Source organism: Duganella sp. P38, from assembly GCF_050859475.1.
In the GTDB taxonomy this organism is placed as follows: domain Bacteria; phylum Pseudomonadota; class Gammaproteobacteria; order Burkholderiales; family Burkholderiaceae_D; genus Rugamonas.
On record NZ_CP193936.1, the window covers coordinates 4,896,649 to 4,922,555 of the forward strand.

The 25,907-nt window shown below is 65.2% G+C and carries 28 protein-coding genes; 19 read left to right on the top strand and 9 right to left on the bottom strand.

The window, feature by feature from the left end; genetic code table 11:
• The first annotated feature begins 173 nt into the window (after positions 1-173).
• The 9 genes from zwf (at position 174) to ACRQ5J_RS22830 (ending at position 9,298) form a co-directional block, all read left to right on the top strand.
• Positions 174-1,646, top strand: coding sequence for a glucose-6-phosphate dehydrogenase (zwf, locus tag ACRQ5J_RS22790; RefSeq protein WP_432380049.1), 1,473 nt, complete (start codon positions 174-176; stop codon positions 1,644-1,646).
• 6 nt (positions 1,647-1,652) lie between these two features.
• Positions 1,653-2,507, top strand: a complete 855-nt coding sequence (locus ACRQ5J_RS22795; RefSeq protein ID WP_432380050.1) for an SIS domain-containing protein — start codon at positions 1,653-1,655, stop codon at positions 2,505-2,507.
• Positions 2,508-2,569: 62 nt separating this feature from the next.
• Entirely contained in the window at positions 2,570-4,006 is a 1,437-nt protein-coding gene (locus ACRQ5J_RS22800) for an ATPase domain-containing protein (RefSeq protein WP_432380052.1), read from the top strand.
• Between the two features lie 9 nt (positions 4,007-4,015).
• Entirely contained in the window at positions 4,016-4,414 is a 399-nt protein-coding gene (locus ACRQ5J_RS22805) for a response regulator (protein WP_432380053.1), read from the top strand.
• Positions 4,415-4,417: 3 nt separating this feature from the next.
• A complete protein-coding gene (locus tag ACRQ5J_RS22810; protein ID WP_432380055.1) occupies positions 4,418-4,672 on the top strand; it encodes a hypothetical protein in 255 nt (84 codons plus the stop codon).
• Complete coding sequence (locus tag ACRQ5J_RS22815) at positions 4,597-5,277, top strand: EamA family transporter (RefSeq protein ID WP_432380057.1); 681 nt, start codon at positions 4,597-4,599, stop codon at positions 5,275-5,277. The genes ACRQ5J_RS22810 and ACRQ5J_RS22815 overlap by 76 nt, the downstream gene beginning before the upstream one ends.
• Positions 5,278-5,339: 62 nt before the next feature.
• Entirely contained in the window at positions 5,340-6,275 is a 936-nt protein-coding gene (gene tal, locus ACRQ5J_RS22820) for a transaldolase (RefSeq protein ID WP_432380059.1), read from the top strand.
• Positions 6,276-6,500: 225 nt separating this feature from the next.
• Positions 6,501-7,574: a patatin-like phospholipase family protein gene (locus tag ACRQ5J_RS22825; protein WP_432380061.1), complete on the top strand. Its 1,074-nt coding sequence runs from the start codon at positions 6,501-6,503 to the stop codon at positions 7,572-7,574.
• Between the two features lie 86 nt (positions 7,575-7,660).
• Complete coding sequence (locus ACRQ5J_RS22830; protein WP_432380063.1) at positions 7,661-9,298, top strand: methyl-accepting chemotaxis protein; 1,638 nt, start codon at positions 7,661-7,663, stop codon at positions 9,296-9,298.
• Here ACRQ5J_RS22830 and hemW read toward each other — a convergent pair.
• The 5 genes from hemW to ACRQ5J_RS22855 are packed head-to-tail and all read right to left on the bottom strand — an operon-like array spanning position 9,264 to position 13,805.
• Positions 9,264-10,520 (bottom strand): radical SAM family heme chaperone HemW, encoded by a 1,257-nt coding sequence (hemW, locus tag ACRQ5J_RS22835; protein WP_432380065.1) that lies wholly within the window; start codon positions 10,518-10,520, stop codon positions 9,264-9,266. The two genes, ACRQ5J_RS22830 and hemW, sit on opposite strands and share 35 nt — an antisense overlap.
• Entirely contained in the window at positions 10,517-11,101 is a 585-nt protein-coding gene (gene rdgB, locus ACRQ5J_RS22840; RefSeq protein WP_432380067.1) for an RdgB/HAM1 family non-canonical purine NTP pyrophosphatase, read from the bottom strand. Before rdgB ends, hemW begins: the two co-directional genes overlap by 4 nt.
• Positions 11,102-11,109: 8 nt before the next feature.
• A complete protein-coding gene (rph, locus tag ACRQ5J_RS22845; protein ID WP_432380069.1) occupies positions 11,110-11,844 on the bottom strand; it encodes a ribonuclease PH in 735 nt (244 codons plus the stop codon).
• Between the two features lie 18 nt (positions 11,845-11,862).
• Positions 11,863-12,801, bottom strand: coding sequence for a PP2C family protein-serine/threonine phosphatase (locus tag ACRQ5J_RS22850; protein WP_432380071.1), 939 nt, complete (start codon positions 12,799-12,801; stop codon positions 11,863-11,865).
• Positions 12,802-12,812: 11 nt separating this feature from the next.
• Positions 12,813-13,805, bottom strand: a complete 993-nt coding sequence (locus ACRQ5J_RS22855; RefSeq protein WP_432380073.1) for a serine/threonine-protein kinase — start codon at positions 13,803-13,805, stop codon at positions 12,813-12,815.
• Between the two features lie 88 nt (positions 13,806-13,893).
• On the opposite strand from ACRQ5J_RS22855, the gene ACRQ5J_RS22860 reads away from it, so the two are divergent.
• Together ACRQ5J_RS22860 and ACRQ5J_RS22865 are read left to right on the top strand one after the other, a co-directional pair.
• Positions 13,894-14,784, top strand: coding sequence for a YicC/YloC family endoribonuclease (locus tag ACRQ5J_RS22860; protein ID WP_432380075.1), 891 nt, complete (start codon positions 13,894-13,896; stop codon positions 14,782-14,784).
• Between the two features lie 139 nt (positions 14,785-14,923).
• Positions 14,924-15,310 (top strand): nuclear transport factor 2 family protein, encoded by a 387-nt coding sequence (locus ACRQ5J_RS22865; protein WP_432380077.1) that lies wholly within the window; start codon positions 14,924-14,926, stop codon positions 15,308-15,310.
• 78 nt (positions 15,311-15,388) lie between these two features.
• Here ACRQ5J_RS22865 and ACRQ5J_RS22870 read toward each other — a convergent pair whose 3' ends face one another.
• Complete coding sequence (locus ACRQ5J_RS22870; RefSeq protein ID WP_432380079.1) at positions 15,389-15,676, bottom strand: putative quinol monooxygenase; 288 nt, start codon at positions 15,674-15,676, stop codon at positions 15,389-15,391.
• A 49-nt stretch (positions 15,677-15,725) separates the two neighbouring features.
• On the opposite strand from ACRQ5J_RS22870, the gene ACRQ5J_RS22875 reads away from it, so the two are divergent.
• From ACRQ5J_RS22875 to ACRQ5J_RS22890, 4 genes are all read left to right on the top strand, one after another.
• Entirely contained in the window at positions 15,726-16,469 is a 744-nt protein-coding gene (locus tag ACRQ5J_RS22875) for a DUF72 domain-containing protein (protein ID WP_432380081.1), read from the top strand.
• A gap of 83 nt (positions 16,470-16,552) precedes the next feature.
• Positions 16,553-17,191, top strand: a complete 639-nt coding sequence (gene gmk / locus ACRQ5J_RS22880) for a guanylate kinase (RefSeq protein WP_432380083.1) — start codon at positions 16,553-16,555, stop codon at positions 17,189-17,191.
• A 29-nt stretch (positions 17,192-17,220) separates the two neighbouring features.
• The gene (gene rpoZ / locus ACRQ5J_RS22885; RefSeq protein ID WP_005665923.1) at positions 17,221-17,424 is read left to right on the top strand and encodes a DNA-directed RNA polymerase subunit omega; all 204 of its coding nucleotides are present in this window, start codon (positions 17,221-17,223) and stop codon (positions 17,422-17,424) included.
• A gap of 81 nt (positions 17,425-17,505) precedes the next feature.
• On the top strand, positions 17,506-19,836 hold the full coding sequence (locus ACRQ5J_RS22890; protein ID WP_432380085.1) for a RelA/SpoT family protein: 2,331 nt from the start codon (positions 17,506-17,508) through the stop codon (positions 19,834-19,836).
• A gap of 83 nt (positions 19,837-19,919) precedes the next feature.
• On the opposite strand, the gene ACRQ5J_RS22895 is transcribed toward ACRQ5J_RS22890, so the two are convergent.
• The 3 genes from ACRQ5J_RS22895 to greB are packed head-to-tail and all read right to left on the bottom strand — an operon-like array spanning position 19,920 to position 21,287.
• Entirely contained in the window at positions 19,920-20,261 is a 342-nt protein-coding gene (locus tag ACRQ5J_RS22895) for a hypothetical protein (protein ID WP_432380087.1), read from the bottom strand.
• Between the two features lie 59 nt (positions 20,262-20,320).
• Positions 20,321-20,719 (bottom strand): hypothetical protein, encoded by a 399-nt coding sequence (locus ACRQ5J_RS22900; RefSeq protein WP_432380089.1) that lies wholly within the window; start codon positions 20,717-20,719, stop codon positions 20,321-20,323.
• A gap of 1 nt (position 20,720) precedes the next feature.
• Complete coding sequence (gene greB / locus ACRQ5J_RS22905; RefSeq protein ID WP_432380091.1) at positions 20,721-21,287, bottom strand: transcription elongation factor GreB; 567 nt, start codon at positions 21,285-21,287, stop codon at positions 20,721-20,723.
• 48 nt (positions 21,288-21,335) lie between these two features.
• Between greB and ACRQ5J_RS22910 the strand changes: the two genes are divergently transcribed.
• The 4 genes from ACRQ5J_RS22910 to ACRQ5J_RS22925 all read left to right on the top strand — a co-directional run bounded on the left by ACRQ5J_RS22910 (position 21,336) and on the right by ACRQ5J_RS22925 (position 25,541).
• Positions 21,336-21,905, top strand: a complete 570-nt coding sequence (locus tag ACRQ5J_RS22910) for a hypothetical protein (RefSeq protein ID WP_432380093.1) — start codon at positions 21,336-21,338, stop codon at positions 21,903-21,905.
• A gap of 12 nt (positions 21,906-21,917) precedes the next feature.
• Complete coding sequence (locus ACRQ5J_RS22915) at positions 21,918-23,090, top strand: ATP-binding protein (RefSeq protein WP_432380095.1); 1,173 nt, start codon at positions 21,918-21,920, stop codon at positions 23,088-23,090.
• Positions 23,091-23,135: 45 nt separating this feature from the next.
• A complete protein-coding gene (locus ACRQ5J_RS22920) occupies positions 23,136-23,783 on the top strand; it encodes a response regulator (RefSeq protein WP_432380097.1) in 648 nt (215 codons plus the stop codon).
• Positions 23,784-23,948: 165 nt separating this feature from the next.
• Complete coding sequence (locus ACRQ5J_RS22925) at positions 23,949-25,541, top strand: GGDEF domain-containing protein (RefSeq protein WP_432380099.1); 1,593 nt, start codon at positions 23,949-23,951, stop codon at positions 25,539-25,541.
• Positions 25,542-25,907: the final 366 nt, after the last annotated feature.

Here is a 25,907-nt window from a genome sequence, read left to right on the forward strand (position 1 = left end):
CCATTATAGCCCCGGATGTCTGGCGGATTCGCTAGCTGTACAGCACGGATTCCCATAGGGCAATGTAGTAAAATTTCTTGCCAACCGCCTCTATAAGTAGTAAATTTACAGAAGCGGCCGCCACCAGCTCGCGGCCATTCCTCCGGCACTTTTTTTGCGACGATTTTCACACTATGGCTCTTTCCGATTTTGATCTGGTTCTGTTTGGCGGCAGCGGCGATCTGGCGATGCGCAAATTGCTGCCCGCGATGTACGCGCGCGACGTCGCCAACGATCTGCCCCCTTCCGCCCGCATCATCTGCGTCGGCCGCGCGGACGCCAGCCAGGAGGAATTCCTGCAAACCGTCGAAACCACCTCGAAACCGCTGATCAAATCGCCGGCCGTGATTCCGGCCGCGTGGGAACGCTTTACCCGGCGCATCGTCTACGTGTCGCTGAACGCCACCGACGCCGGCAGCTACCAGGGCCTGGTCGAGGCGCTGCGCAAGGACGAGGCCATCACCAAGGTCTACTACCCGGCGACGCCGCCGGCGATCTTCGCCAAGATCTGCGAAGCGCTCAAGGAAAACGGCCTGGTCACGCCGAACTCGCGCGTGGTGCTGGAAAAGCCGCTGGGCCGCGACCTCGCCTCGGCCAAGCAGATCAACGCCGAAGTCGGCAAGGTGTTCGAGGAATCGCAGATCTACCGGATCGACCACTACCTCGGCAAGGAAACCGTGCAGAACCTGCTGGCCCTGCGCTTCGGCAACATCCTGTTCGAGCCGCTGTGGCGCCGCGAATGGATTTCCGACGTGCAGATCACCATCGCAGAAAAGCTCGGTGTGGGCAACCGCATGGGCTACTACGACACCTCAGGCGCGCTGCGCGACATGCTGCAAAACCACCTGCTGCAACTGCTGTGCATTGTCGCCATGGAACCGCCGACCTCGATCGCGCCGGACGCCGTGCGTGACGCCAAGCTGCAAGTGCTGCGCTCGCTGAAAAAATTCACGCCGACCACGCTGGCGCAAAACATCGTGCGCGGCCAGTACCGCGCCGGCCACGTCGACGGCAAGGCCGTGCCCAGCTACCGCGACGAGCCGGACGCGCCCGAGCATTCGCGCACCGAGACCTTTGTGGCGATGAAGGCCGAAATCGACACCTGGCGCTGGGCCGGCGTGCCGTTCTACCTGCGCACCGGCAAGCGCATGGCCGACGGCCTGGCCGAAATCGTCGTGCGCTTCAAGCAGATTCCGCACTCGATCTTCAACCAGCCGACCAACAGCTTCCAGCCGAACTCGCTGGTGATCCGCCTGCAGCCGGACGAGGGCCTGCGCATGAACCTGATGGCGAAGACGCCGGGCGACGGCATGCGCCTCAAGCAGGCCGAGCTGGAACTGGACTTCCGCGAGCAGTTCAAATCGCCGCGCATGGAAGCCTACGAGCGCCTGCTGCTCGACGTGCTGCGCGGCCAGCTGACGCTGTTCATGCGCGGCGACGAGCTGGAAGCGGCGTGGGAATGGGTCGAGCCCATCCTCGACAACTGGGAATCGGACGACAGCTTCCCGCTGCCGTACGCCTCCGGCACCTGGGGCCCGGCCGCCGCCTCGGCCCTGATCGGCCGCGACGGCCTGCAGTGGCGCGAAGAAGTGCTGCCTGAGGACTGAGCCTAGATGTTGTTAGATTCCATCCGTACCCAGCTCGACTCGCTCTCCAAATCGGAGCGCAAGGTGGCGCTGGCCGTGCTCGAACAGCCGACGCAGACGGTCAACCAGAACATCACCGCGCTGGCCAAGCACGCCCAGGTGTCGGAGCCGACCGTCGTGCGTTTCTGCCGCACGCTGGGCTACGACGGCTGGCACGAGTTCAAGCTCAAGCTGGCGCAGGGCCTGGCGCTGGCGCTGCCGGGGCTGAACGAGCAACCGACCCAGGACGACCTCGCGGCCGACCTGGTCAACAAAATCTGCAGCCGCTCGATCAACACCCTGCTCGACCTGCGCAACAACCTCGACCCGGAAGCGATCCAGAAGGCGCTGGACATCCTGTCCAAGGCCAACAAGATCGAGTTCTACGGCCAGGGCACGTCCGGCATCGTCGCCGCCGACGCCCAGCACAAGTTCTTCCGCTCCGGCGTGCCGACCGTGGCCTACGCCGACCCGCACATCCACAGCATCGCCGCCGCCCTGCTGCGCACCGGCGACGCGCTGGTGGCGATCTCGCAGCGCGGCAACAGCCCGTCGCTGGTGCGCTCGGTCAAGCTGGCGCGCCGCGGCGGCGCCGAGGTCATCGTGCTGGCGCCGTCCGGCACGCCGCTGGCCGACCTGGCCACGGTGCTGATCCCGATCGACCTGATCTTCAACATCGACCCGTACACGCCGATCTCGGCGCGGCTGGCCTACCTGGTGGTGATCGACGTGCTGGCGGTCGGCCTGGCGCTGCAGCGCGGCCCGGAATTCCGCAAGAAAATGCAGAACGCGCAGAAGGCGCTGCAGGAATTCGACCTGCAGTTCGATTCCTTCATCGGCTAGGCGGCTTTGTCGCGAGTGTGCTACAGTGCGGAGATTATTTGCCGCATTCACAACTTTGCGCCATGCATAACCGTTCCTCAGAGCGCATTCCTCTGCTCAGCACCCACGTTCCCGGCCTCGACGACATTCTCGGCGGCGGCTTTCCCGCGCACAGCCTGTACCTGATCCAGGGCCTGGCCGGCAGCGGCAAGACGACGCTGGCGTGCCAGATCGGTTTCCAGCATGCGCACCAGGGCAAGAAGGTCCTGATCCTGACGCTGATCGCCGAAACCCACGGCAAGATGCTCAATCACCTGAGTAATTTCTCTTTCTTCGACGAACGATTGGTCGACGAGCGCATCCTGTTCATCGGCGCCTACGCCGACCTGCTGCGCGGCGGCCTGCGCGAGCTGCTGAAGTCGATCGCAGCCACGCTGGCCGAGCAGCGCCCCGACATCATGATCATCGACGGCTTCCGCACCGTGCGCGAGGCCAAGCCGTCGGACGTGGCGCTGTCGGAGTTCATGCTGTCGCTGAACTCGCTGGTGTCGACCATGGAATGCACCACCTTCCTGCTGTCGCCGACCGAGGGCAACCAGGCCGATTCGGAAAACACGCTGGTCGACGGCCTGATCGAACTGAGCCAGTACGAGCGCGGCCTGCAGCTGATCCGCGAGATCAAGGTGTTCAAGCTGCGCGGCAGCAAGCACCTGCTGGGCCGCCACGTGTTCGAGGTGGGCGAGGACGGCATCGAGATTTATCCGCGGCTGGAGGCGGTCAGCAGCCTGTCGCCGGCGATGCCGACGGCGGCCGCCGGCCGTGTCAGCTTCGGCATTCCCGGCTGGGACGGCCTGACCAAGGGCGGCGTGGCGCAAGGTTCGACCACCGCACTGCTGGGCAACCCCGGCGTCGGCAAGACGCTGATGGCGCTGCACTTCATCCACGAGGGGCTGCAGCGCGGCGAGACGGCGCTGATCGTCGGCTTCTACGAATCGCCGCAGCGGCTGCTGGAAAAGGCGCGCAGCGTCGGCCTCGACCTGGCGCCCTATTTCAACCAGGGCGCGCTGCAAATCATCTGGCACCCGCCGCTGGAGGTGCTGGTCGACAGCCTGGCCAACGGTCTGCTGCGCAATGTCGAACAACGCGGCGTGACCCGGCTGCTGATCGACGGCATCGACGGCCTGCGCGAAATCGTCATGCACGAGGGCCGCTCGCGCTCGCTGCTGGCGGCGCTGGTCAACGAGCTGCGGGTGCGCAACGTCACCACCTTCTTCACCCAGGAACTGCCGTACTTCGGCACCGGGCCGGTGCAGAGCGACGTCACGGCGTCGATGCTGTTCGAGAACATCGTGCTGCTGCGCTACGTCGATGTGGCCGGCGTCAACCTGCGCCAGATCGGCGTGCTCAAGCTGCGCGAAAACAGCTATGACGCCGCCAACCACGTGCTGCTCATTTCCGACCAGGGCATGAGCATCGACGGGCCGGTGCCGCCGACGGTGCCGCCGATTCTGAACCGTTAGCGGCTGGCCATGAGCGACCATCCCGCAATCATGGACAGCAACCCGGATGGCAAGCTCATTCTGGTAGTGGACGACGAGTTCGACGTCTTGTCGGCGTATGCCATGCTGTTCGAATTCCGCGGCTTCCGCGTGCGCACCGCCGCCAACGGCGCCGCCGCGCTGGCCATGGCGCAGCGCGAGCGTCCCGACGTGGTGCTGTCCGACTACATGATGCCGGTGATGAACGGCGCCGACCTGTGCGTGGCGTGGCGCGCCGACCCGGCGCTGCACGCGATTCCCTTCATCCTGACCAGCGCCGGCATCCTGCCGCGCGACCTGCGGCCGCCCTACGATAGCTTCTTCCGCAAGCCGGTGTCCTTCGATACGCTGCTGGCCGAAATCAACCGGCTGATCGCACGCCGGGGCTAGGCGGTGGACGGCACGGTCGTCAGCATCGTCCTGTTCGCCGCGCTGCTGCACGCCGCCTGGAACGCGCTGGTCAAGGCCGGCCCCGATAAATACCTGAGCGCGCTACTGGTGGCCTGCGGCGCCGGGCTGGTGTCGCTGCCGCTGCTGCCCCTGGTTGCGGCGCCGCTGCCGGCCAGCTGGCCGTGGCTGGCGGCGTCGGCCTGCTGCCGGTGCTGTACTACCGGCTGCTGGCGGCCGCCTACCACCACGGCGACATGAGCCAGGCCTATCCGCTGATGCGCGGCGCCGCGCCGCTGCTGGTGGCGCTGGCCAGCGCGCCGCTGCTGGGCGAGCGGCTGCACTGGCGGCAGGACCTGGCCATCGCGCTGATCTGCGGCGGCGTGCTGACGCTGACCATCCTGCGCGGCGCCAGCGCCGGCGCCGACAGCGCCGCCAACCGCGCCGCGCGCCGCCGCGCCACGCTGTACGCGCTGCTCAACGCCGCCGTGATTGCCGCCTATACCATGCTCGACGGCGTCGGCGTGCGCCGCGCCGGCGCCCCGGCCGGCTACGCCATGTGGCTGTTCGTGCTGACCGCGGCGCTGCTGCTGGCCAGCAGCGGCCGCCGGGCAGAGCTGCCGGCCTACGCCCGCGCCCATGCGCGGCTGCTGCTGCTGGGCGGCGCCGGCACGCTGGCCGCCTACGGCCTGGCCCTGTGGGCGATGACGCAGGCGCCGGTGGCGGCGGTGGCGGCGCTGCGCGAGACCGCGATCCTGTTTGCCGCCGCCATCGCCGCGCTGTTGCTGCGCGAGCGGCTGGCGCCCGGCCGCCTCCTCGCCATCGGCCTGATCGCCTGTGGCGCAATTGTCATGCGGCTGGGCTGAGATGGCCGGGTTAGGAGTAAAATAGGCTTGATCACAACTCCCTTATCAAAACGGCAGCGCTTATGAACCAACTCGAACAGCTCAAGCAATACACCACCGTGGTCGCCGATACCGGCGACTTCCAGGCCATCCAGCAGTACGCGCCGCGCGACGCCACCACCAACCCGTCGCTGATCCTGAAGGCGGTGCAGAAGGAGGAGTACAAGCCGCTGCTGGAAAAAGCCGTGCGCGACAACCTGGACGCCTCGACCGGCGAGGTGATCGACCAGCTGCTGGTGGCCTTCGGCAAGCAGATCCTGCGCGTGATCCCCGGCCGCGTGTCGACCGAGATCGACGCCGCGCTGTCGTTCAACAGCGCCGGTTCGGTGGCCAAGGGCCGCGAGCTGATCAAGCTGTACGAGAAGAATGGCATCGACCGCGAGCGCGTGCTAATCAAGATGGCCTCGACCTGGGAAGGCATCCGCGCCGCCGAGATCCTGGAGAAGGAAGGCATCCACACCAATATGACGCTGCTGTTCTCGCTGCCGCAGGCGATCGCCTGCGCCGAGGCCGGCGCCAAGCTGATTTCGCCGTTTGTCGGCCGCATCTACGACTGGTACAAGAAATCGACCGGCATCGACTACCAGGGCGCCGAGGACCCGGGCGTGCAGTCGGTCAAGCGCATTTACAACTACTACCGCAAGTTCGGCTACAACACCGAGGTGATGGGCGCCAGCTTCCGCAACACCGGCCAGATCCTGGAACTGGCCGGCTGCGACCTGCTGACCATCAGCCCGGACCTGCTGCAACAGCTGGCCGACAGCAGCGCGCCGGTCGAGCGCAAGCTGAGCGCCGACAGCGGCCGCAACGCGGCCATCGGCAAGATCTCGATGGATGAGCCGACCTTCCGCTTCATGCTCAACGAGGACGCCATGGCCACCGAGAAGACCGCCGAAGGCATCCGCGCCTTCGTCGCCGACACGGGCAAGCTGAAGCAGATCATCTCGGGCATGCGCTAAGCGGCCGGGGCTGGCGCAGGCAATCGTGGCGCGTGCGGAAGTTTTCTTCGCGTCTGCGCAAGCCGCTGTCGCTCTTGCGGAAGCCACTGTCGCTCTTGCGGAAGCCACTGCCGCTCTCGCATCAGCCACCGTCGCTCCCGCGCAGGCGGGAGCCCATGCGCGGCCTCCTTCGCCGCACTATGGGTTCCCGCCTGCGCGGGAACGACGGGGATTCTGGAAATTTTCATGAGCGCACCAATCACCATACGCCTCGGGCCGCGCGCCCGCGCGCGCATCGCCGCCGATGGCGTGCAAGCGGCCGATATCGCCATCGTGCCGGCCGCCGCCGGCGGCCCCAAGGGCCTGATCCTCAACGGCCTCGATTGCTGGCTGTTCGGCGAATTCTTCCGCCATGCGCCGCGCCAGCGCCGCCTGATCGGCGCCTCCATCGGCGCCTGGCGCATGGCCGCCTCCGCCTTCGACGATCCGCTTGCCGCGCACCAGCGGCTGGCGCGCCTGTACGCCGGCCAGCGCTATCCGGACAAGGTGACGCCGGCCTACGTGTCGCAAACCTGCCGCGCGCTGCTCGACGAACTGCTCGACGGCCGTGACGCCGAAGTGCTCAACCACGCCCGCCACCAGCTGTCGGTCATCACCGCGCGCGGCATCGGCGCGCTGCGCAACACCAACGGCGCGCGCTGGCGCGAGATGACCGGCTTCCTGCTGGCGGCCGCCGGCAACGCCGTGTCGCGCCGGCGCCTGGCGGCGTCGATGGAGCGCGTGATCTTCCATCACCCGGACGACGACGGGCGCTGGCTGCGCGACGGCTTCGACGCCTTCGCCAACCACTTCGTCGGCCTGTCGCAAGCCAATCTGCGCGACGCGCTGCTGGCGTCCGGCTCGATTCCGCTGGTGCTGGAGGCGGTCGGCAACATCGTCGGCGCACCCGAGGGCGCCTACTGGGACGGCGGCCTGATCGACTACCACCTGCACCTGCCCTACCAGCGCGATCCAGGCCTGGTGCTGTACCCGCACTTCAGCGACTACCTCGTACCCGGCTGGCTCGACAAGTCGATGCCGTGGCGCCGCGCCCGCGACGCCGCGCTCGACAACATGATCCTGGTGTCGCCGTCGGCCGAGTTCGTGCGCACGCTGCCGAACGCCAAGCTGCCAGACCGCAAGGATTTCCACGTCTACAGCCAGGACCACGCGAGCCGCAACCGCGACTGGCTCAAGGCCGTCGGCGAAAGCCAGCGCATGGCCGAGGCCTTCGCCCGCTGGTGCGAGCGGCCGGACCTGAAACAGGCCGCCAGCTTTTAAGCTGTTCCCAAACAGCAACAAAGCGCACACAGCGCCGCCGGACAGGCGCATACTTGACTCCCGCTTTCCTGTTGGGAGTGATGATCATGAATGTACTGTCGCAGATGCGCATCGGCACCCGTCTCGCCATCGGTTTCGCCGTGGTGCTGTTGCTGGCGATCCTGGCCACCGGCGTGGCGCTGTTCAACGCGCGCGGCACCGCGCAAGCCACGCGCGCCATGATGGAACAGCCGCTGGCCAAGGAGCGCCTGGTGTCCGACTGGTACGTGCTGCTGTATTCGGCCGTCGCCCGCACCGAGCTGATCGCGCGCAGCAAGGACGAGACGCTGCCCACCGTGTTCGCCGATGTCATCGCCGCCAGCAGCAAGCGCGGCGCCGAGCTGATGGGCCAGGTCAAGGAGCTGATCACCAGCGACGAGGAACGCGCGCTGTTTAACGAAGTAACCACATTGCGCAATGTGTATCAAAAGGCCAAGACCGATGTCGGCAACATCCGCAAGAGCGGCGACGACGCTGCCGTCGAGGCCTTGTTCAACAACACCTTCGTGCCCGCCGCCAAGGCCTACCAGGGCAAGGTCAACCAGTTGCTGGCCCACCAGCGCAAGGCCATCGACGATACCGCCCACGCCATCGACGCCGCCAACAGCCGCGCCAACACGCTGCTGATGGTGCTGGCGGCGCTGATGGTGGCGATCGGCTCGGTGGCCGCCTGGATCATTTCGCGCTCGGTCACCGAGCCGCTGAAGTCCGCGCTCGATATCGCCACCACGGTGGCCAACGGCGACCTGACCACGCAGTTCCCGGCACGCACCAACAAGGACGAAATCGGCGACTTGATGCAGGCGCTGCGCGGCATGAACGATGCGCTGCGCAATGTGGTGAGCCAGGTGCAGACCGGCACCCATACGATTGCCACCGCGTCCAACCAGATCGCCTCCGGCAATATGGACCTGTCGCAGCGCACCGAGGAGCAAGCCAGCTCGCTGGAGCAGACCGCGTCGTCGATGGAGGAGCTGACCTCCACCGTGCGCCAGAATGCGGAGAACGCGCGCCAGGCCAACCAGCTGGCCCAGGCGGCATCGGCGGTGGCGGAGAAAGGCGGCGCCATCGTCGGCCAGGTGGTCGACACGATGGGATCGATCAACGATTCGTCGCGCAAGATTTTCGACATCATCAGCGTGATCGACGGCATCGCCTTCCAGACCAATATCCTGGCGCTCAACGCGGCGGTGGAGGCGGCGCGCGCCGGCGAACAGGGACGCGGCTTTGCGGTCGTGGCCTCGGAGGTGCGCAACCTGGCGCAGCGCTCGGCCGGCGCGGCCAAGGAGATCAAGGAGTTGATCGGCAATTCGGTCGAGCAGGTCGACATCGGCTCGAAACTGGTGCAGCAGGCCGGCAGCACCATGGACGACGTGGTGTCGAGCGTGCGCCGCGTTACCGATATCATGGGCGAGATCACCTCGGCCAGCAGCGAGCAGAGTATCGGCATCGACCAGGTCAACACGGCCATCGGCCAGATGGACAGCGTGACGCAGCAGAACGCCGCGCTGGTCGAGCAGGCCGCGGCGGCGGCGGCCAGCATGCAGGAGCAGGCGGCGCGGCTGGCCGACGTCGCCTCGTCCTTCAAACTGGGCCACGATGCGGCGCCCAGCGCGCCGCCAGCGCCGCGCGCCGCGCCACGGCTGGGCGCTAGCCCTTCAAGAACATCTCTTGCAGGTCGTTGAGGAAGCGCTGGCCCAGCGCGGTCGGCTTGATGGTCTTGTAGTCGCGGTAGAGCAGGCCCTTGGCCTCGGCCGCGTTAAGCTGCCTGTCGATGGCGTTGATGCTCATGCCGGTGCGCTCGCTGAACAGCTTGGGATCGAAGCCGCCGTGCAGGCGCAGCGTGTTGAGCATGAACTCGAAACCCATGTCCTCGCGCTGGATCTCGTATTCGTCCTGAACCGGCGCGCCCAGCCTGACCTGCTCCATATAGGCCTTGGGCTGCTTGTAGCGGGCCTGGCGCAGGATGCGGTGCGGGAACGACAGCTTGGAGTGCGCGCCGGCGCCGATGCCGAGGTAGTCGCCGAACTCCCAGTAATTGAGGTTGTGGCGCGCGCGCTTGCCCTGCCTGGCGTAGGCCGAAATCTCGTACTGCTGGTAGCCATTGGCGGCGGTCAGCTCGGCGATCATGTCCTGCATGTCGGCGCTGGCGTCGTCGTCCGGCAGCGCCGGCGGGTATTTGGCGAACAGCGTGTTCGGCTCCATCGTCAGGTGGTATAGCGACAGGTGCGGCGGCTGGAACGACATCGCCGTTTCCACGTCGGCGCGCGCTTCCTCCAGCGTCTGCGACGGCAGCGCGTACATCAGGTCGAGGTTGAAGTTGTCGAAGTTGGCGACCGCGATCTCCACCGCGCGCTTCGCTTCGTTGTCGTCGTGGATGCGGCCCAGCGCCTTCAGGTGGCGCCCATTGAAGCTCTGGATGCCGATCGACAGGCGATTGACGCCGCTGGCGCGATAGGACTTGAACTTCTCCGCCTCGAAGGTGCCGGGATTGGCCTCCATCGTGATTTCGCAGTCGCTGTCGAGCGGCAGCAGGGTGCGCACGTCCGACAGCAGGCGATCCAGCCCGGCCGCCGACATCAGGCTCGGCGTGCCGCCGCCGATGAAGATGGTGTAGATCTTGCGACCCCAGATCAGCGGCAAGGCCTGTTCCAGGTCGGCGCGCACCGCGTCCAGGTATTCCTGTTCGGGGAAGGCGCCGCCCTGCTTCGCCTCGTGTGAGTTGAAATCGCAGTACGGGCATTTGCGCACGCACCACGGGAAGTGGATGTACAGCGACAGCGGCGGCAGCGCGGTCAGGTTCAGCGCGCCGCCTTGCAGGTACTTCGCAGCGACGCCGGCGGCTTCGCTGATGTCGGCCGCTGGCTTGCTGCCTGCGCTGGCGCCGACGACTTTAATCGGGATCATTTCAGTTTCTCTACCAATGCGCGCAGTGCCTGGCCGCGGTGCGACAAGGCGTTTTTCTGTTCCGGCGCCAGTTCGGCGGCGCACTTGCCCAGCGCGGGAATGAAGAAGTACGGGTCATAGCCGAAGCCGCCCTCGCCGCGCGGCGTATCGACCATCACGCCATTCCAGCGGCCGTCGGCGATGATCGGTTGCGGATCGTCGGCGTGGCGCACGAACACCAGCACGCAGTAGTAATACGCGGACTTGTCCGCATGCCGGGCCAGTTCGGCGATCATCTTCTCGTTGTTGCGGGCGTCCGATTTCGGCTCGCCGGCGAAGCGCGCCGAATACACGCCGGGCGCGCCGCCCAGCGCGTTGACGCAGACGCCGGAATCGTCGGCCAGCGCCGGCAGGCCGGTGATGCGCGCCGCGTGGCGCGCCTTTTGCAATGCATTTTCAACAAACGTGTGAAAAGGTTCATCCGCTTCGGGCACGTCGTATTCGCCCTGCGCGTGGACCGAGAAGCCCACGGTGGACAGGAGTTCGTTGAACTCCTTCAGTTTGCCCTTGTTGTTGGAGGCGAGGATCAGTCGTTGAGTCATGGCGTATTTTACCCCGCGATGCCCAGCGCCTGCTTTTGCAGCCTGACCAGGTCGGCGATGCCGGCCTGCGCCAGGTCCAGCAGGCGGTTCATGCCGGCGCGGTCGAAGGCGGCGCCTTCGGCGGTGCCCTGCACTTCGATGAAGTGGCCGGCGTCGGTCATCACCACGTTCATGTCGGTGTCGCAGTTGGAGTCCTCGACGTAGTCCAGGTCCAGCACCGGCGTGCCCTGGTAGACGCCGACCGAGATCGCCGCCACGAAGTGCTTCAGCGGAATCGCCGGAATCGCGCCGCGCGCGGCCAGCCTGGAGAAGGCGTCGTACGCCGCCACCATGGCGCCGGTGATCGAGGCGGTGCGGGTGCCGCCGTCGGCCTGGATGACGTCGCAGTCCAGGTGCAGCGTGCGCTCGCCGAAGGCTTGCAGGTCGAAGGCGGCGCGCAGCGAGCGGCCGATCAGGCGCTGGATTTCCTGCGTGCGGCCGGACTGCTTGCCCTTGGCCGCCTCGCGGTCCATGCGGCTGTGGGTGGAGCGCGGCAGCATGCCGTATTCGGCGGTCAGCCAGCCCTGGCCCTTGCCTTTCAGGAAGCCCGGCACCTTCTCTTCGATGCTGGCGGTGCAGATTACCTTGGTGTCGCCGCATTCGATCAGCACCGAGCCTTCGGCGTGCTTGGTGTAGTCGCGGGTCAGGCGCAGGGTGCGCAGGGCGTCGACGGGACGGCCGCTTGGGCGGATGGCTACGGTCATGCTGTTTTCCTTTTTGATTTATCTGAGTACGTGCGAGGATTTCTCTATCGCCCCGCGGATTTCCGCGATGGCTTTTTCTATTTCGTCTTCATCGAAGGCATCGATGTTTTCCGGCGGCGCCTGGACGGCCGGCGTGTCGCGGATGGTGGTGCTGTGCAGCCCTTCCGGCAACGCCGCGGTCGACACCATGCTGGCCGGCGCCGCATCGCCGGCCGGCGCGCCGCCGTGCCACGCGACGGCCAGCGCGGTGACGTTGTCGCCGCTATCGCCGGCGGCGCCCAGCGCGGCCCGCAGTATATCCGGTACGGCGTGCGCCACCGTTTGCGCGTGCAGGCGGCGCGCCAGTTCATCGTCCGGCAGCATAGACCACAAACCGTCGGAGCACAACAGCAGCTGGTCGCCCGGCAGCATGCCGGCGCCGGTGGCCACTTCCACCTGGGGCGGCGTGTCGGCGCCGAGGCAGTTATACAGCTTGTTGCGGTCCGGGTGCGTGGCGCGCCCGGACGCCTGCACCAGGCCCTTGGCGATCAGCCGCTCGACGTGCGAATGGTCGCGCGTGCACGCCAGGATGCGGCCCTGGCGCATCCAGTACAGGCGCGAATCGCCGCAATGCGCCCAGGTGGCGGTGTTGTGCTGGATGACGCAGGCGACGATGGTGGTGCGCGGCGTGTCCGGCATCTGGTGCGCCTGGCGGTACTGGTGGATGTCATGGTGCGCGGCCAGCAGCGCCTCCTCCAGGAAGCGCTGCGGCTTCTTGATGCACGGCGTGGCCTGCTGCTGGAACAGCGTGGCGACGGTTTTCAGCGCCACGCTGGCGGCCACTTCGCCGCGCAGGTGGCCGCCCATGCCGTCGGCCAGCACCAGCAGCAGCGCATCGCGCGTGAAGCTGTAGCCGACGCGGTCCTGGTTGACCTTGCGGCCGCCGATGTGGCTTTCCTGATAAACGGAGAATTGCATGTGCGTGTCCTTTATATCAGCGTGTCCGGCCCGGCCTTGGCGCGGGCGCCGCCGCCGAGGCGGCCGACCAGGCCGCGCAGGCGGTCCATCATGCCGGCCGGCGCGCCCGCCGCCGTGGCAGCCGGCGCGGCGGCCTGCAACACCTTCTGCACCGCGAACAGGCTTTGCGGACGGTCCAGCGGCTCCACTTCCAGGCACCAGCGCACCAGTTGCACCAGCTCCGGCGAGTACTGGCTTTGCAATTGGTCGAAATGGCCGGCCATTTTATCCTCGCTCTGGCGCTGGTCGGCCGGCTGCGGCGGCGAGCCGACCATGCAGGCGAACATCGCGGCGCCGATGCTGTAGATATCAGTCCACGGCCCGAGGTTGGTCTTGCTGTACAACTCCGGCGGCGCGAAGCCGGGCGTGTACATCGGCGTCAGCGTCGGCATGTCGGTGTTGACTGTCTGGCGCGCGGCGCCGAAGTCCAGCAGCATCGGCGTGCCGTCGGTGCGCAGGTAGATATTGGCCGGCTTCAGGTCGAGGTGCAGCAGCTTGCTGGCGTGGACTTCGCGCAGGCCCTTGACCACCTGGGTGAAAATGGTGCGGATGAAAAGTTCACCTACTTTAAGCCCCCGCCCGCGCTGGTCCTGGATGTGCTCCTGCAGCGAGCGGCCGGACTCGTAGGCCATCACCATGTACACCGTGTCATTGGCGCGAAAGAAGTTGAGCACGCTGACCACATTGGGATGGGCGATGCGGGCCAGCGCCCGGCCTTCCTCGAAAAAGCATTTGAGGCCGATGCGGAACACGGGAAGATGGGCCTTGGCCACGGTCGGCGCCAGTTCGCCGGGCTGCCGCAGCGCCAGCGAACTGGGCAAATACTCCTTGATGGCGACCGCGACACCCTCGGTATCGTATGCAAGGTAAACAATACTGAACCCACCGGACGCAATTTTCTTTACAATGCGATATCCAGCAATTTCCAGACCATCTGGTAAGGGGGCGTTGTTCTGTGCGGCCATAAGGTTCCTCGCCTCGACAACCTGATTGTGTTGATAAATCACTGTTTTGTAAAGATTAAATCGGGGATATCCATTGAGCATTTCCAGCATGACGGGCTACGCTGTCGCCACAAGTGAGAGTGCGGCGGGAACACTGACGATCGAAATCAAGAGCGTCAACTCGCGGTTTTTAGACTTGCAGTTCCGAATAAACGACGATTTGCGTGCGCTTGAACCCGATTTACGCTCGGCGATCATGGCAGCCATCACGCGCGGCAAGGTCGAGTTGCGGTTGAGCTTTGGGCGCAAGGCCGCCACCGCCGGCACGCAGGCCTTGAATCTCCCGTTATTAACTGAATTACAACGGCTGCAAGGCGAAGTCGGCGGCCTGTTCCCCGGCGTGCAAACGATGTCAGTGGCTGAACTGCTGCGCTGGCCCGGCGTGATCGAGGAAGCACAGATCGGCCAGGAGTCGCTGCAGGCCGACGTGGCCGCCCTCGCCGCCCGCACCATCCAGGCTTTTGTCACCAGCCGCCAGCGCGAGGGCGCGGCGCTGGAGGCGATGCTGATTTCGCGGATCGAGGCGATGGAAGGCATCGTCAAGCGCATCACGCCGCTGATTCCGCAGGTGGTGGCGGCGTTCCAGCAAAAGGCGGTCGAGCGCATGCAGGATGCGCTGGGGCTGGCTTGCCAGGGCTCGAATTCGGCGCTGTCGCGCCAGGATGCGCTGGAGCGGATACGCCAGGAGGTGATCCTGTACGGCATCCGCATCGACGTGGCCGAGGAACTGGGCCGCCTGTCGGCGCACCTGACCGAAACCCGCCACATCCTGAAAAAAGGCGGCCAGGTCGGCAAGCGCCTGGACTTCATGATGCAGGAGCTGAACCGCGAAGCCAACACGCTGGGCGCCAAGGCCTCCGTCAAGGAACTGGCCGACGCGTCGATGGAACTGAAGCTGCTGATCGAGCAGATGCGCGAACAGGTGCAGAACCTGGAATAAGCAAGAAGGAGCCCCGGCTCCTTTTTTACGCCCGAATTATCCATGCACATGGATAAAGTATTCGATTTTAGCGGATTTATCAAATAATCTGGCGACGCTACAGTGGAGCCATACCAACTTCCACTGAAAGCGAAACATCATGCAAACCCCAGCCCAATTGCTTAACGCCTACCTCGACAACATCCAGCAGCCGGCCGCCGCGGCAGCCTTGTTCGCGGAAGACGGCGTGCTCGAACTGCCGTCGCTCGGCCCGAACGTGCGCGCGGTCGGCCCGGCGGCCATCGCAGCCTTCATCGGCGGCCTGCTGAAGAACGTGCCGGACTTCCGCTTCCACGACGTGCAGCTGTTCATCGAAACCGCCGACCAGGCGTTCGGCGAATACAGCGTCGAAGCCACGGTGCTCTCCACCGGCAAGCTGTACCGGCAAACCTATGCCGGCCGCCTGGTGGCCAGGGACGGCAAAATCACGCTGCTGCGCGAAGCGCTCGACACCCTCGCCGCCTCCAAGGCCTTCACCCCGGACTGAGCACGTCGAGTAAAGCAGGTGCGAAGGTCCGCGGCTGGAACGTGCGCGCCATGCGATGTCATCGGCGTGGCGCCACGTTCAGAGCAGCTGGTTCAGCTTATTGATCTGGACGTCGGCCTTGCCGGCAATGCGGTTGACCAGGGCCTGGAAATGCGGCGTGGCTTCATGTTCGGCCAGCGCGGCGTCGTCGCGCCAGGCTTCCAGCATGACGAAGCTGGCGTGGTTGCCCAGGTCGACGTGCAGGTCGTAGCGGATGCAGCCCGCTTCCGCGCGGCTTGGCGGCACCATCGCTTCCAGCGCTTCGCGCACCACGACTTCATTGCCTTCTTTGGCGGTGATGGTGGCGACGACGATCAGATCTTTCATGGTATATCCCTATGCAGGCTTAAACCTCAATGCTATCAGGAGACGCACAATGGCGCAGATCAGGGCAGGCATCGGCGGCTGGGACTACGCGCCGTGGCGGGAAACCTTCTACCCCGCCGACGTGCCGATCAAGAAACAGCTGGAATACGCCAGCACGCAAGTGACCAGCATCGAAATCAACGGCACCTTTTACCGCACCGCCAAGCCCGAACACTTCGCCAGCTGGGCGGCAAAGACGCCGGACGACTTCGTCTTCTCGGTCAAGGCCACGCGCTACGCCACCAACCGCAAGGTGCTGGCCGAGGCCGGCGAATCGATCGAGCGCTTCATCGCCAGCGGCCTGGCCGAACTCGGCGACAAACTCGGCCCCATCCTGTGGCAGCTGGCCGCCACCAAAAAGTTCGACGCCGACGACATCGCAGCGTTCTTCAAGCTGCTGCCGGCCAGGCTGGGCACGCGCAAGCTGCACCACGTGCTGGACGCGCGCCACGACAGCTTTGTGTGCGACGAGTACCTGCAGCTGGCGCGCAAGCACAAGGTCGCCACCGTCATCACCGACTCGCCGAAATTCCCCAACTTTACCGACATCACCGGCGACTTCGTCTACGCCCGCCTGATGGACGCGCACAGCGACATCGACACCGGCTACAGCAAGCCGGCGCTGAAGCAGTGGGCCCGGCAGGCGCAGCACTGGCAGGCGGCGGCGAAATCCGGCCAGGTCTACGTCTACTTCATCAACGGCGCCAAGGAGCGGGCGCCGGCGGCGGCGCAACAGTTGCTCTCGCTGCTGTAAATTGAACTTCCGTCCTTGCTCTTGGTAAAATACTTCTTTGGGCGAAGCAAAAGTCGCCCGCCGACGTTTTTGAAAGATCACCCATGAGCTCAACCAAGGCATTTTCGGGCAGCCTGTTTGTTGTCGCCGCGCCGTCCGGCGCCGGCAAGTCGACGCTGGTCAACGCGCTGCTGGCCCAGGAACCGACCATCAAGCTGTCGATTTCCACCACCACCCGCGCGCCGCGTCCGGGCGAAACCCACGGCCAGCAATACTACTTCACCACGGCCGACGATTTCGTCGCGCGCGCCAACGACGGCGAGTTCCTGGAATGGGCCGAAGTGCACGGCAACTACTACGGCACCTCGCGCCTGATGGTGGAAGAACAGATGAAGTCGGGCACCGACGTGTTGCTGGAAATCGACTGGCAGGGCGCGCGCCAGGTCAAGAAACTGTTCCCGCAGGCGGCCGGCATTTTCATCCTGCCGCCATCGATCGCCGCGCTGGAAGATCGGCTCAATAAACGCGCCACCGACGAACCGCATGTGATCACCAAACGCCTGCTGGCGGCGGGCGGCGAAATCGCCCACGCGCCCGAGTTCGAGTATGCTATTATCAACGAAGAATTCGACGTCGCGCTGTCGGAATTGACAGCGATAGTCCGAGCGGCCCGTTGCCGGTTTGCGCAACAAGCGGCACGCAACGCCTCGCTCTTTGCCCAACTGGGCATCCACGCTGAATAACCAAACACACAAGATTTTAGGAGTTTTAGATGGCCCGCATCACGATTGAAGATTGTCTGAAAAACGTACCGAACCGTTTCCAGCTGACGCTGGCCGCCACCTACCGCGCGCGCCAGCTGCTGCAAGGCCACACCCCGAAGGTGGAAGCCAAGGACAAGCCTACCGTCGTCGCCCTGCGTGAAATCGCAGCCGGCAAGGTCGGTCTGGAAATGTTGAAGAAAGTCCCAATGTAAGTTGGGCTGCGTTCCCCTCTGTGTGAATGTGGTATGTTTTAGCGGTAGCAAGACATTCTCATCTAGACGGAACGCACACGTATGAATCTGATCCCTGCCGATCCGACACTCAGTGGCAAGCCCGCCCGGGCGAAACGGCCGGCCCAAGCGCCGGCCAAAGCCACGTCTGAGCCGGGCGCGGGGGACCACAGCGCCACCGTTCCATCCGCCACACCCCCAGTTCCTCCCGTGATTTCCTCGTCGCCCCTGGCCACGCCTCCCGCCCTGACGGCCGGTGTCGCGTCGGTAACCCATCTGACCGAAAAACTGGCCGCATACATGACGGCCGCCGACCTGAAAAAGGTCAAGGAAGCGTACCGCTTCTCGGACGAGATGCACCTCGGGCAGTTGCGCAAATCGGGCGAGCCCTACATCTCGCACCCGATCGCGGTGGCGGAAATCTGCGCCGACTGGAAGCTCGACGCGCAAGCGATCATGGCGGCGCTGCTGCACGACGTGATGGAAGACCAGGACGTCAAGAAGGACGAACTGATCGAGCGCTTCGGCGCGCCGGTGGCCAACCTGGTGGACGGCCTGTCGAAGCTGGAGAAGATCGAATTCCAGAGCCAGATCGAGGCGCAGGCGGAAAACTTCCGCAAGATGCTGCTGGCGATGGCCTCGGACGTGCGGGTCATCTTGATCAAGCTGGCCGACCGCCTGCACAATATGCGCACCATGGAAGTGATGAAGCCGGCCGCCAAGGCGCGCATTTCCAAGGAAACCATGGAAGTGTACGTGCCGATCGCGCACCGCCTCGGCCTCAACAACATCTACCGCGAGCTGCAGGACCTGTCGTTCGCGCACCTGTTCCCGCTGCGCTACCGCACGCTGGCCAAGGCGGTCAAGGCGGCGCGCGGCAACCGCCGCGAGGTGGTCACCAAGATTCTCGAATCGGTGAAGAACACGCTGGGCGCGGCGCACATCGAGGCCGAGGTGTACGGGCGCGAGAAAACCCTGTACGGCATCTACAAGAAGATGCGCAGCAAGCACCTGTCGTTCTCGCAGGTGCTGGATGTGTACGGCTTCCGCGTGGTGGTCGACAGCTTCCCCAACTGCTATGTGGCGCTGGGCACGCTGCACTCGCTGTACAAGCCGATGCCGGGCAAGTTCAAGGACTACATCGCGATCCGCAAGCTGAACGGCTACCAGTCGCTGCACACCACGCTGATCGGCCCGTACGGCACGCCGGTCGAGTTCCAGATCCGCACCCAGGAAATGCACCGCACCGCCGAATCGGGCGTGGCGGCGCACTGGCTGTACAAGAACGGCGAGGCGAATATGTCGGACCTGCAGCAGCGCACCCACGCGTGGCTGCAATCGCTGCTCGACATCCAGCAGCAGACCGGCGACTCGGCCGAGTTCCTGGAGCACGTCAAGGTCGACCTGTTCCCGGACTCGGTGTACGTGTTCACGCCGAAATCGAAGATCATCGCGCTGCCGCGCGGCGCCACGCCGATCGACTTCGCCTACGCGATTCACACCGGGATTGGCGACCACACGGTGTCGGCAACGATCAACAACGAGCCGGCCTCGGTGCGCACCGAGCTGCGCAACGGCGACATCGTCGAGATCGTCACCGACGCCAGCTCGCGGCCGAGCCCGAGCTGGCTGTCGTTCGTGCGCACCGGCAAGGCGCGTTCGGCGATCCGCCATCACCTGCGCACCATCAACCTGCCGGAATCGATCGCGCTGGGCCGGCAGCTGATGTCGCACGCGCTGACCTCGCTGGGCATGAGCGCCGACCTGGAAGAGCACCTGATCGAACGGCTGCTGAAGGAATCGAGCGCCAAATCGCTGGACGAGCTGTACGCCGACATCGGCGTCGGCAAGCGCATGGCGGCGCTGGTGGCGCGCCACATCTTCGGCCTGCGCGGCGGCGAATCGGCCAGCGCGCCGGTCGACCACAACAGCGCGGCCGAGCTGGACCCGGTCACCATCTGCGGCAGCGAAGGGGTGTCGGTGCAACTGGCGCCGTGCTGCCTGCCGATTCCGGGCGACGCCATCATCGGCCAGCTGCGCCGCGACCAGGGCTTGCTGGTGCACACCTCGGACTGCACGCAAGCCAAGCGGCAGAAGGCCAAGGAGCCGGACCGCTGGATCGCGGTCAAATGGGGAAGCGAGCTGAACCGCCGCTTCGACAGCCGCATCAAGCTGCTGATCAACAACGAAAAAGGCATCCTGGCGCGCGTGGCGGCGGAGATTGGCGAATCGGACGCCAACATCACCTACGTCGGCATGGACGAGGACAAGGACAACGTGCTGCACCAGCTGCGTTTCACGGTGCAGGTCAAGGACCGCGTGCACCTGGCCGGCCTGCTGCGCAACGTGCGCCGCGTGGCCGGCGTCAACCGCATCCTGCGCGAGCGCAGCTAACCCGGGGTCAGGTCTGACATTCGCACACGGGCTCAACTGCTTCGCAGTTGAGCCCGTGTGCGAATGTCAGACCTGACCCCGGGTTATTGGTCGAGGCGGAAGATGCGGCGCTTGCGCAGACCGGCTTTTTCGATGAGGTCGTCGTAGAATTCGTGGAATAGCTGGTCGAAGCGGCCGTCGGCGACCAGCAGCTGCATGCCGTATTCCAGCCGCTCGGCCAGCCGCCGCTGCTGGCCGCCGCCAAGGAAGAAGTAGCGCGGCGACGGGATGTACAGCGCGAAGCTGCGCTCGACGCTGAGCGTCGGGAACGCCGGCGCATAGGCGGCCTGCTCGTAGACCGCTTCGTCGATCGCGCGCGGGAAGTGCTGGAAGCGCGCCGCCGCCAGCATGCTGTGCAGCCCGGCCGTGGTGCTGCCTTCCACCACGTTGAAGCCGGCCTGCTTGTAGCTGGCGGTCAGGCTCCATTGGCGGCCGGCGCCCAGCGTCAGCTTTTGAGCTGGTCCAGCGTGCGCAGGCTGCTGAACAGGTCCTGGTTGCGGCCGTCTATCAGCGAGATGCGGTAGGAGGAGATGCCTTTGTCGACCGCGATGCGGATCGGCGTCAGCTTTTGCTCCCATTCGGCCGACGTGACCTGCGCGCTGAGGTTGACCAGCTCGCCCTTGAGCATTTCCTGCAGCAGCCGGTCGCGCTCCATGCGCAACCGGGCCACGCGGAATTCATACGGCCCATAGCGGGGACTGGAGGCGTCCAGCGCGGCCGTGACCAGCCGCAGGATGTGGCTGTCGCTGTAGCTGGACTTGCTGGAATTCATGTCGATGACGTACACGTCGACCGCGCGCGCGGCGCCCTGCCAGCCCAGCAGCGCCAGCCCGATCAAACCCACTCTAATCAGCGGCCGGCGCAGGATAGCGCACCTCCAGGATGTCCAGTTCCTCGACGCCGTGCGGCGCCTGGAAGCTGATGGTGTCGCCCTCGCGCGCCTTGGTCAGCGCCCGCGCCACCGGCGCCACCCAGCTGATCTTGCCGTTCAGCGGGTCCAGCTCGTCGATGCCGACGATGGTGATGGTGCGCTCCTCGCCGTGCTGGTTGCTGTAGGTGACGGTGGCGCCGAAGAAGACCTGGTCGCTGCCGTAATGCGCGCTCGGATCGACGATGAAGGCCGAGTCCATGCGCTTGGTCAGGAAACGGATGCGGCGGTCGATTTCGCGCAGCCGGCGCTTGCCGTAGATGTAGTCGCCATTCTCGGAGCGGTCGCCGTTGGAGGCGGCCCAGTGGACGATTCTGACCACCTCCGGCCGTTCGACATCGATCAGTTGCAGCAGCTCGTCCTTGATGCGCTGGTAGCCTTCGGGACGGATGTAATTCTTCGAGCCGGCCGGGATCGCCAACGCCAGCGCTGCGGCTTCGTCGTCATCGTCCTGGTCGCTCTCTTTGACAAATGCTTTATTCATGCGGCCTATTGTAACGGCTTTCACGTATCATGCTGGCAAGGGAAACCCATGAGAATATTGCATCGATTCCAACGCTGGCTGTTTGCGCCGCTGGTTTATCTGGCGGCGCTGCTGCTGTTGCTGGAGGACTGGCTGTGGCACCTCGGCGCGCGCCTGATGCGGCGGCTGGCGCAGTGGCCGCCGCTGCACCGGCTGGAGGCGTGGATCTGCCGCCTCCGCCCGAAGGCGGCGCTGGTGCTGTTCGTGGCGCCGGCCACGCTGCTGTTTCCGGTCAAGCTGCTGGCGCTGTGGGCGATGGCGCACGGCTATCCGCTGACCGGTGTGACGGTGATCGTGCTGGCCAAGCTCGGCGGCGCGGCGGCCGTGGCGCGGCTGTATCTGCTGACGCGGCCGGTGCTGCTGAGCATCGTCTGGTTCGCCGCGCTGCTGGCGTGGTTCCTGGCGCTGAAGGCGCGCTGGATCGAGAAGCTGCGCGCCACCCGCGCCTGGCAACAGGTGGCGGCGCTGCACGCGGCGCTGCGCCATTGGCGCATGCATGCGGCGCCGCGCCCCGGCAGCTGGCTGGCGCGCTTCCGCCGCCTGCTAAAGCGCTTCCGCAGCCGCTGGCACACACGATAAAATGACAAGCCCATGAGCGCACTCCCCCACTCCCATCACGATAGCCTGCTGGCCGAACTGGAACAGGTGCGCGCTCGCTTTGCCGCCATCGTCTCCAACACGCCGGGGCTGGTATACCAGTTCGTGCTGCACGCCGACGGCCAGGTCAGCTTTCCCTACCTGAGCGACGGCTGCCTGGCGCTGCTGGGCCTGCCCGCGGCCGAGCTGCACGCCGCGCCGCAGCGCTTCCTGGCCCTGATTCTCGAGGCCGACCGTGCGTCGTACCTGGAGTCGATGCAGGCGTCGGCCAAGGCGCTGTGGAGCTGGAACTGGGAGGGCCGCATCTGGGTCGAGGCGTGGAAGGACGTCAAGTGGATCAACCTGCGCAGCACGCCGCACCCGCTGGCCGACGGCGCGGTGCGCTGGGACGGCATCATGACCAATATCACCGACAGCAAGCTGGAACAGCTGGAGGTGCGCCATTCGCGCGCGCGGCTGGCCGAACTGTCCGCGCATACCGACCGCGTCAAGGAGCAGGAGCGCACCCGCATCGCGCGCGAAATCCACGACGAGCTGGGCGGCAACCTGACCGCGATCAAGATGGCGGTGGCGATGCTGGCCGCCCGCCTCGACGGCGCCGAGCCGGCGTTGCGCGAGAAAACCGATTACGTCGACAACCTGGTTGACCGCACCATCGACGCCATCCACCGCATTTCGCTCGACCTGCGCCCGGCGCTGCTGGACCTGGGCCTGGTGGCGGCGCTGGAATGGCAGGTGAAGGAGTTCGACAAGCAGACCGGCATCGCCACCAGCTTTAGCGCCAACCACCGCGACATCGGCCTCGACAACGACCAGGCCACCGCCCTGTTCCGCATCGCCCAGGAGGCGCTGACCAATATCGCCAAGCACGCCAACGCCACCAAGGTCAGCGTCAAGCTGGCGCGGCTGCGCCACCATGTCAGCCTGAAGATCAGCGACAACGGCGACGGCATCGACCAGGCCGATCGCAGCAAGCCGGCCTCGTTCGGCCTGCGCGGCATGGCCGAACGGGCGCGCGCGCTGGGCGGCACCTTGACCTTAAGCCACGCCAGCGGCGGCGGCACCGTGGTCTCGATCAAAATTAAGCGCGATACGGTCCCCGACAGCCGCATGGCGCCGCCCGCTGGCGCTACAATAGCGGAAGAAAAAATTTCCGCCGCGAAATAATGTGTATGAGAGCACGCTGGCGGGACACAACAGGGTAAGAGATTCATGACAGAAAAAGCCATCATCAAGGTCTTTATCGCCGACGACCACGCCATCGTACGGGAAGGCTTGAAGCAAATCCTGGCCGAAACGCGCGACATCGTGGTGGCCGGCGAGGCCGAGAACGGCCTGGACGCCATCAAGCTGTTCCGCAAGTCGGAATGCCAGGTGATGCTGCTCGACATTTCGTTGCCGGATCGCAACGGCATCGAGGTGCTCAAGCAAATCAAGAAGGAAAAGCCGGAGTTGGCGGTGCTGATGCTGTCGATGCACCGCGAGGACCAGTACGCGATCCGCTCGCTGAAGGCCGGCGCGGCCGGCTACCTCACCAAGCAGAGCGCGCCGAAGGAGCTGGTGACGGCGATCCGCCAGGTCGGCGGCGGCCTCAAGTACATCAGCCCGGCGCTGGCGCAGGAGCTGGCCAACCACGTCGGCGACGACCACGAGGCGCCGCTGCACGAAACGCTGTCCGACCGCGAGTACCAGACGCTCACCATGATCGCCTCCGGCAAGACGGTCGGCGCGATCGCCAAGGAACTGTCGCTGTCGGTGAAGACGGTCAGCGAGTACCGCGCGCGCCTGCTGGTGAAAATGAAGCTGAAAAACAGCGCCGAGCTGACCCATTACGCAATTAAAAATCAACTAATTGAATAAGCACAGGTAAGATAGCAATACGGCAGTGTATTTATAGTTGCTGAAAGCAAAACGGTTAATACTTTAATGAAAGCCAGCTTCCCGCCGCTTATTCGGGCAATGACGGGCTAGTGGCGGGCTTATCATTGCCGTAATTGGTAATCCATTAAGAGGTCCGCGCGTCATATGTCCAGCAAACCCACCACGCCCGAGCAGAATCCGGCCGATATCGCACGCGAGGCCTTCCGTCGCCTGGCGCTGCGCCGCATCGCGCCGACGCCGGAAGCCTATCGCGAAATCTACCACGAAATCTCCGGCATCACGCCGGAGCCGGCGCCAGCCGCAGCGGCGCCGCTGGGCAGCGCCGCGCCGGGGCCGGAATCGGTGCTCAGCCAGTTCGCCACCCGCATGACCGAAAAAACCGGCGAGCTGGCCGACTTCGGCCGCCGCTTCGACCGCGCGGTCAAGACGCGCGATTGGGAAGGCTATGCGCGCGCGCTGTCGCAGCTGGTGGAAAAGCATTTTGTGGCGCCAAAGAAAGGCATCGAAGTGGCCGGCGTGCCCGGCGAGGAGAGCGAACAGGCGCGCAGCCTGCGCGATCTGCTGTCGCGCACGCTCACCTTCGCCGTCGCCTCACTGCTGACCGGGGCGCCGGTGCTGGCGGCCGAGGCCGAATCGCTGGGCGCCGCCACCAAGCAGGCCCACAGCGAGGAGGCGCTGGCCGAGATCGCCGTGCGGCTGAAACAGCTGTGCTACCAGATTGAAGTGCGCGGCGGCGACGGCGGCGAGCAGCAGGAACTGCTGCTGCGCCTGTTCCGGCTGCTGCTGGAAAATGTCAGCGAGCTGCTTGACGACGACAGCTGGCTGCGCGGCCAGATCGAGGCGGTGCAAAACCTCATTGCCGGCCCGCTGGACGTGCGGGCGCTGGAGGAAGCCACGCGCAGCCTGAAGGATGTCATCTATAAGCAGGGCCAGCTCAAGCACAGCCTGGCGGACGTCAAGCTCACCGTCAAGAACATGATGATGACGTTTATCGACCGCCTCAGCCAGGTGGCCGCCTCGACCGGCGACTTCCACGAGAAGATCGGCGGCTATTCGGACAAGATCAGCAAGGCCGACAACATCTCCGAGCTCAACAGCATTCTCGACGAGGTGCTCAAGGAAACCCGGCTGGTGCAGAGCGAGGCGCTGAAGGCGCGCGACAAGATGATGCTGGCCAAGCAGGAAGTGCAGGACGCCGAGGCGCGCATCCACACGCTGGAGGCCAAGCTGCAGCACCTGAGCGAGCTGGTGCGCGAAGACCAGCTGACCGGCAGTCTCAACCGGCGCGGCCTGGACGACGTGTTCGAGCGCGAAACCGCGCGCTCCGACCGCCGCGGCACGCCGCTGTGCATCGCCGTGCTCGACCTGGACGACTTCAAGAAGCTCAACGACACCTACGGCCACATCGCCGGCGACGCCGCGCTCAAGCACCTGGTCAAGATCGTCAAGGAAACGCTGCGCTCGATGGACGTGATCGCCCGCTTCGGCGGCGAGGAATTCCTGATCCTGATGCCGGAAACCACGGTCGAGGCCGCCGCATCGACGATGACCCGGCTGCAGCGCGAGCTGACCAAGCACTTCTTCCTGCACGATAACGAGAAGGTGCTGATCACCTTCTCGGCCGGCGTGGCGCTGCGGCGGCCGAACGAGGAGCAGACCGAACTGGTCAAACGTGCCGATAAAGCCATGTACACCGCCAAACAGACCGGCAAGAATCGCGTGGTGATTGCCGAATAGGCCAGCGTTGGGCGCTGGTGCCGTTCTGGCGCCTCGCGCCGCCAGTCTCATCCAGTGAAGCTGAATCCCCCCGTCGTTCCCGCGAAGGCGGGAACCCATAGAGCGCATAACCGCACGCCAGGCATGGATTCCCGCCTGCGCGGGAATGACGGGGGGCTCAAATGAACGACGACACAGCTTCACTAAAACCACACACGCCCCGCTCCGGGGCTTTTTTATGCCCAAAATAAATTTTTTTCGCCCTAAAGTTTGGTTGTTAGCCGTCGTTTAGACGCTCATCAGGAACGAACTTTAGGCCTGAAAACAAAAATTTACTGCATTTTTCTCCCTAAACTTTCCATACGGGAACCCGTTACCGGTAATAAC

Bases quoted from the DNA above. Each gene is read 5' to 3' on its own strand.
- ACRQ5J_RS22925 (WP_432380099.1), top strand. From the start codon at position 23,949: ATGTCCAGCAAACCCACCACGCCCGAGCAGAATCCGGCCGATATCGCA.
- zwf (WP_432380049.1), top strand. From the start codon at position 174: ATGGCTCTTTCCGATTTTGATCTGGTTCTGTTTGGCGGCAGCGGCGAT.
- ACRQ5J_RS22850 (WP_432380071.1), bottom strand. From the start codon at position 12,801: ATGCAATTCTCCGTTTATCAGGAAAGCCACATCGGCGGCCGCAAGGTC.
- rdgB (WP_432380067.1), bottom strand. From the start codon at position 11,101: ATGACTCAACGACTGATCCTCGCCTCCAACAACAAGGGCAAACTGAAG.
- ACRQ5J_RS22795 (WP_432380050.1), top strand. From the start codon at position 1,653: ATGTTGTTAGATTCCATCCGTACCCAGCTCGACTCGCTCTCCAAATCG.
- ACRQ5J_RS22805 (WP_432380053.1), top strand. From the start codon at position 4,016: ATGAGCGACCATCCCGCAATCATGGACAGCAACCCGGATGGCAAGCTC.
- ACRQ5J_RS22865 (WP_432380077.1), top strand. From the start codon at position 14,924: ATGCAAACCCCAGCCCAATTGCTTAACGCCTACCTCGACAACATCCAG.
- ACRQ5J_RS22870 (WP_432380079.1), bottom strand. From the start codon at position 15,676: ATGAAAGATCTGATCGTCGTCGCCACCATCACCGCCAAAGAAGGCAAT.
- ACRQ5J_RS22890 (WP_432380085.1), top strand. From the start codon at position 17,506: ATGAATCTGATCCCTGCCGATCCGACACTCAGTGGCAAGCCCGCCCGG.
- ACRQ5J_RS22855 (WP_432380073.1), bottom strand. From the start codon at position 13,805: ATGGCCGCACAGAACAACGCCCCCTTACCAGATGGTCTGGAAATTGCT.
- rph (WP_432380069.1), bottom strand. From the start codon at position 11,844: ATGACCGTAGCCATCCGCCCAAGCGGCCGTCCCGTCGACGCCCTGCGC.
- ACRQ5J_RS22860 (WP_432380075.1), top strand. From the start codon at position 13,894: ATGACGGGCTACGCTGTCGCCACAAGTGAGAGTGCGGCGGGAACACTG.
- hemW (WP_432380065.1), bottom strand. From the start codon at position 10,520: ATGATCCCGATTAAAGTCGTCGGCGCCAGCGCAGGCAGCAAGCCAGCG.
- tal (WP_432380059.1), top strand. From the start codon at position 5,340: ATGAACCAACTCGAACAGCTCAAGCAATACACCACCGTGGTCGCCGAT.
- ACRQ5J_RS22915 (WP_432380095.1), top strand. From the start codon at position 21,918: ATGAGCGCACTCCCCCACTCCCATCACGATAGCCTGCTGGCCGAACTG.
- greB (WP_432380091.1), bottom strand. From the start codon at position 21,287: ATGAATAAAGCATTTGTCAAAGAGAGCGACCAGGACGATGACGACGAA.
- ACRQ5J_RS22830 (WP_432380063.1), top strand. From the start codon at position 7,661: ATGAATGTACTGTCGCAGATGCGCATCGGCACCCGTCTCGCCATCGGT.
- ACRQ5J_RS22910 (WP_432380093.1), top strand. From the start codon at position 21,336: ATGAGAATATTGCATCGATTCCAACGCTGGCTGTTTGCGCCGCTGGTT.
- ACRQ5J_RS22825 (WP_432380061.1), top strand. From the start codon at position 6,501: ATGAGCGCACCAATCACCATACGCCTCGGGCCGCGCGCCCGCGCGCGC.
- ACRQ5J_RS22920 (WP_432380097.1), top strand. From the start codon at position 23,136: ATGACAGAAAAAGCCATCATCAAGGTCTTTATCGCCGACGACCACGCC.
- ACRQ5J_RS22800 (WP_432380052.1), top strand. From the start codon at position 2,570: ATGCATAACCGTTCCTCAGAGCGCATTCCTCTGCTCAGCACCCACGTT.
- ACRQ5J_RS22875 (WP_432380081.1), top strand. From the start codon at position 15,726: ATGGCGCAGATCAGGGCAGGCATCGGCGGCTGGGACTACGCGCCGTGG.
- gmk (WP_432380083.1), top strand. From the start codon at position 16,553: ATGAGCTCAACCAAGGCATTTTCGGGCAGCCTGTTTGTTGTCGCCGCG.
- rpoZ (WP_005665923.1), top strand. From the start codon at position 17,221: ATGGCCCGCATCACGATTGAAGATTGTCTGAAAAACGTACCGAACCGT.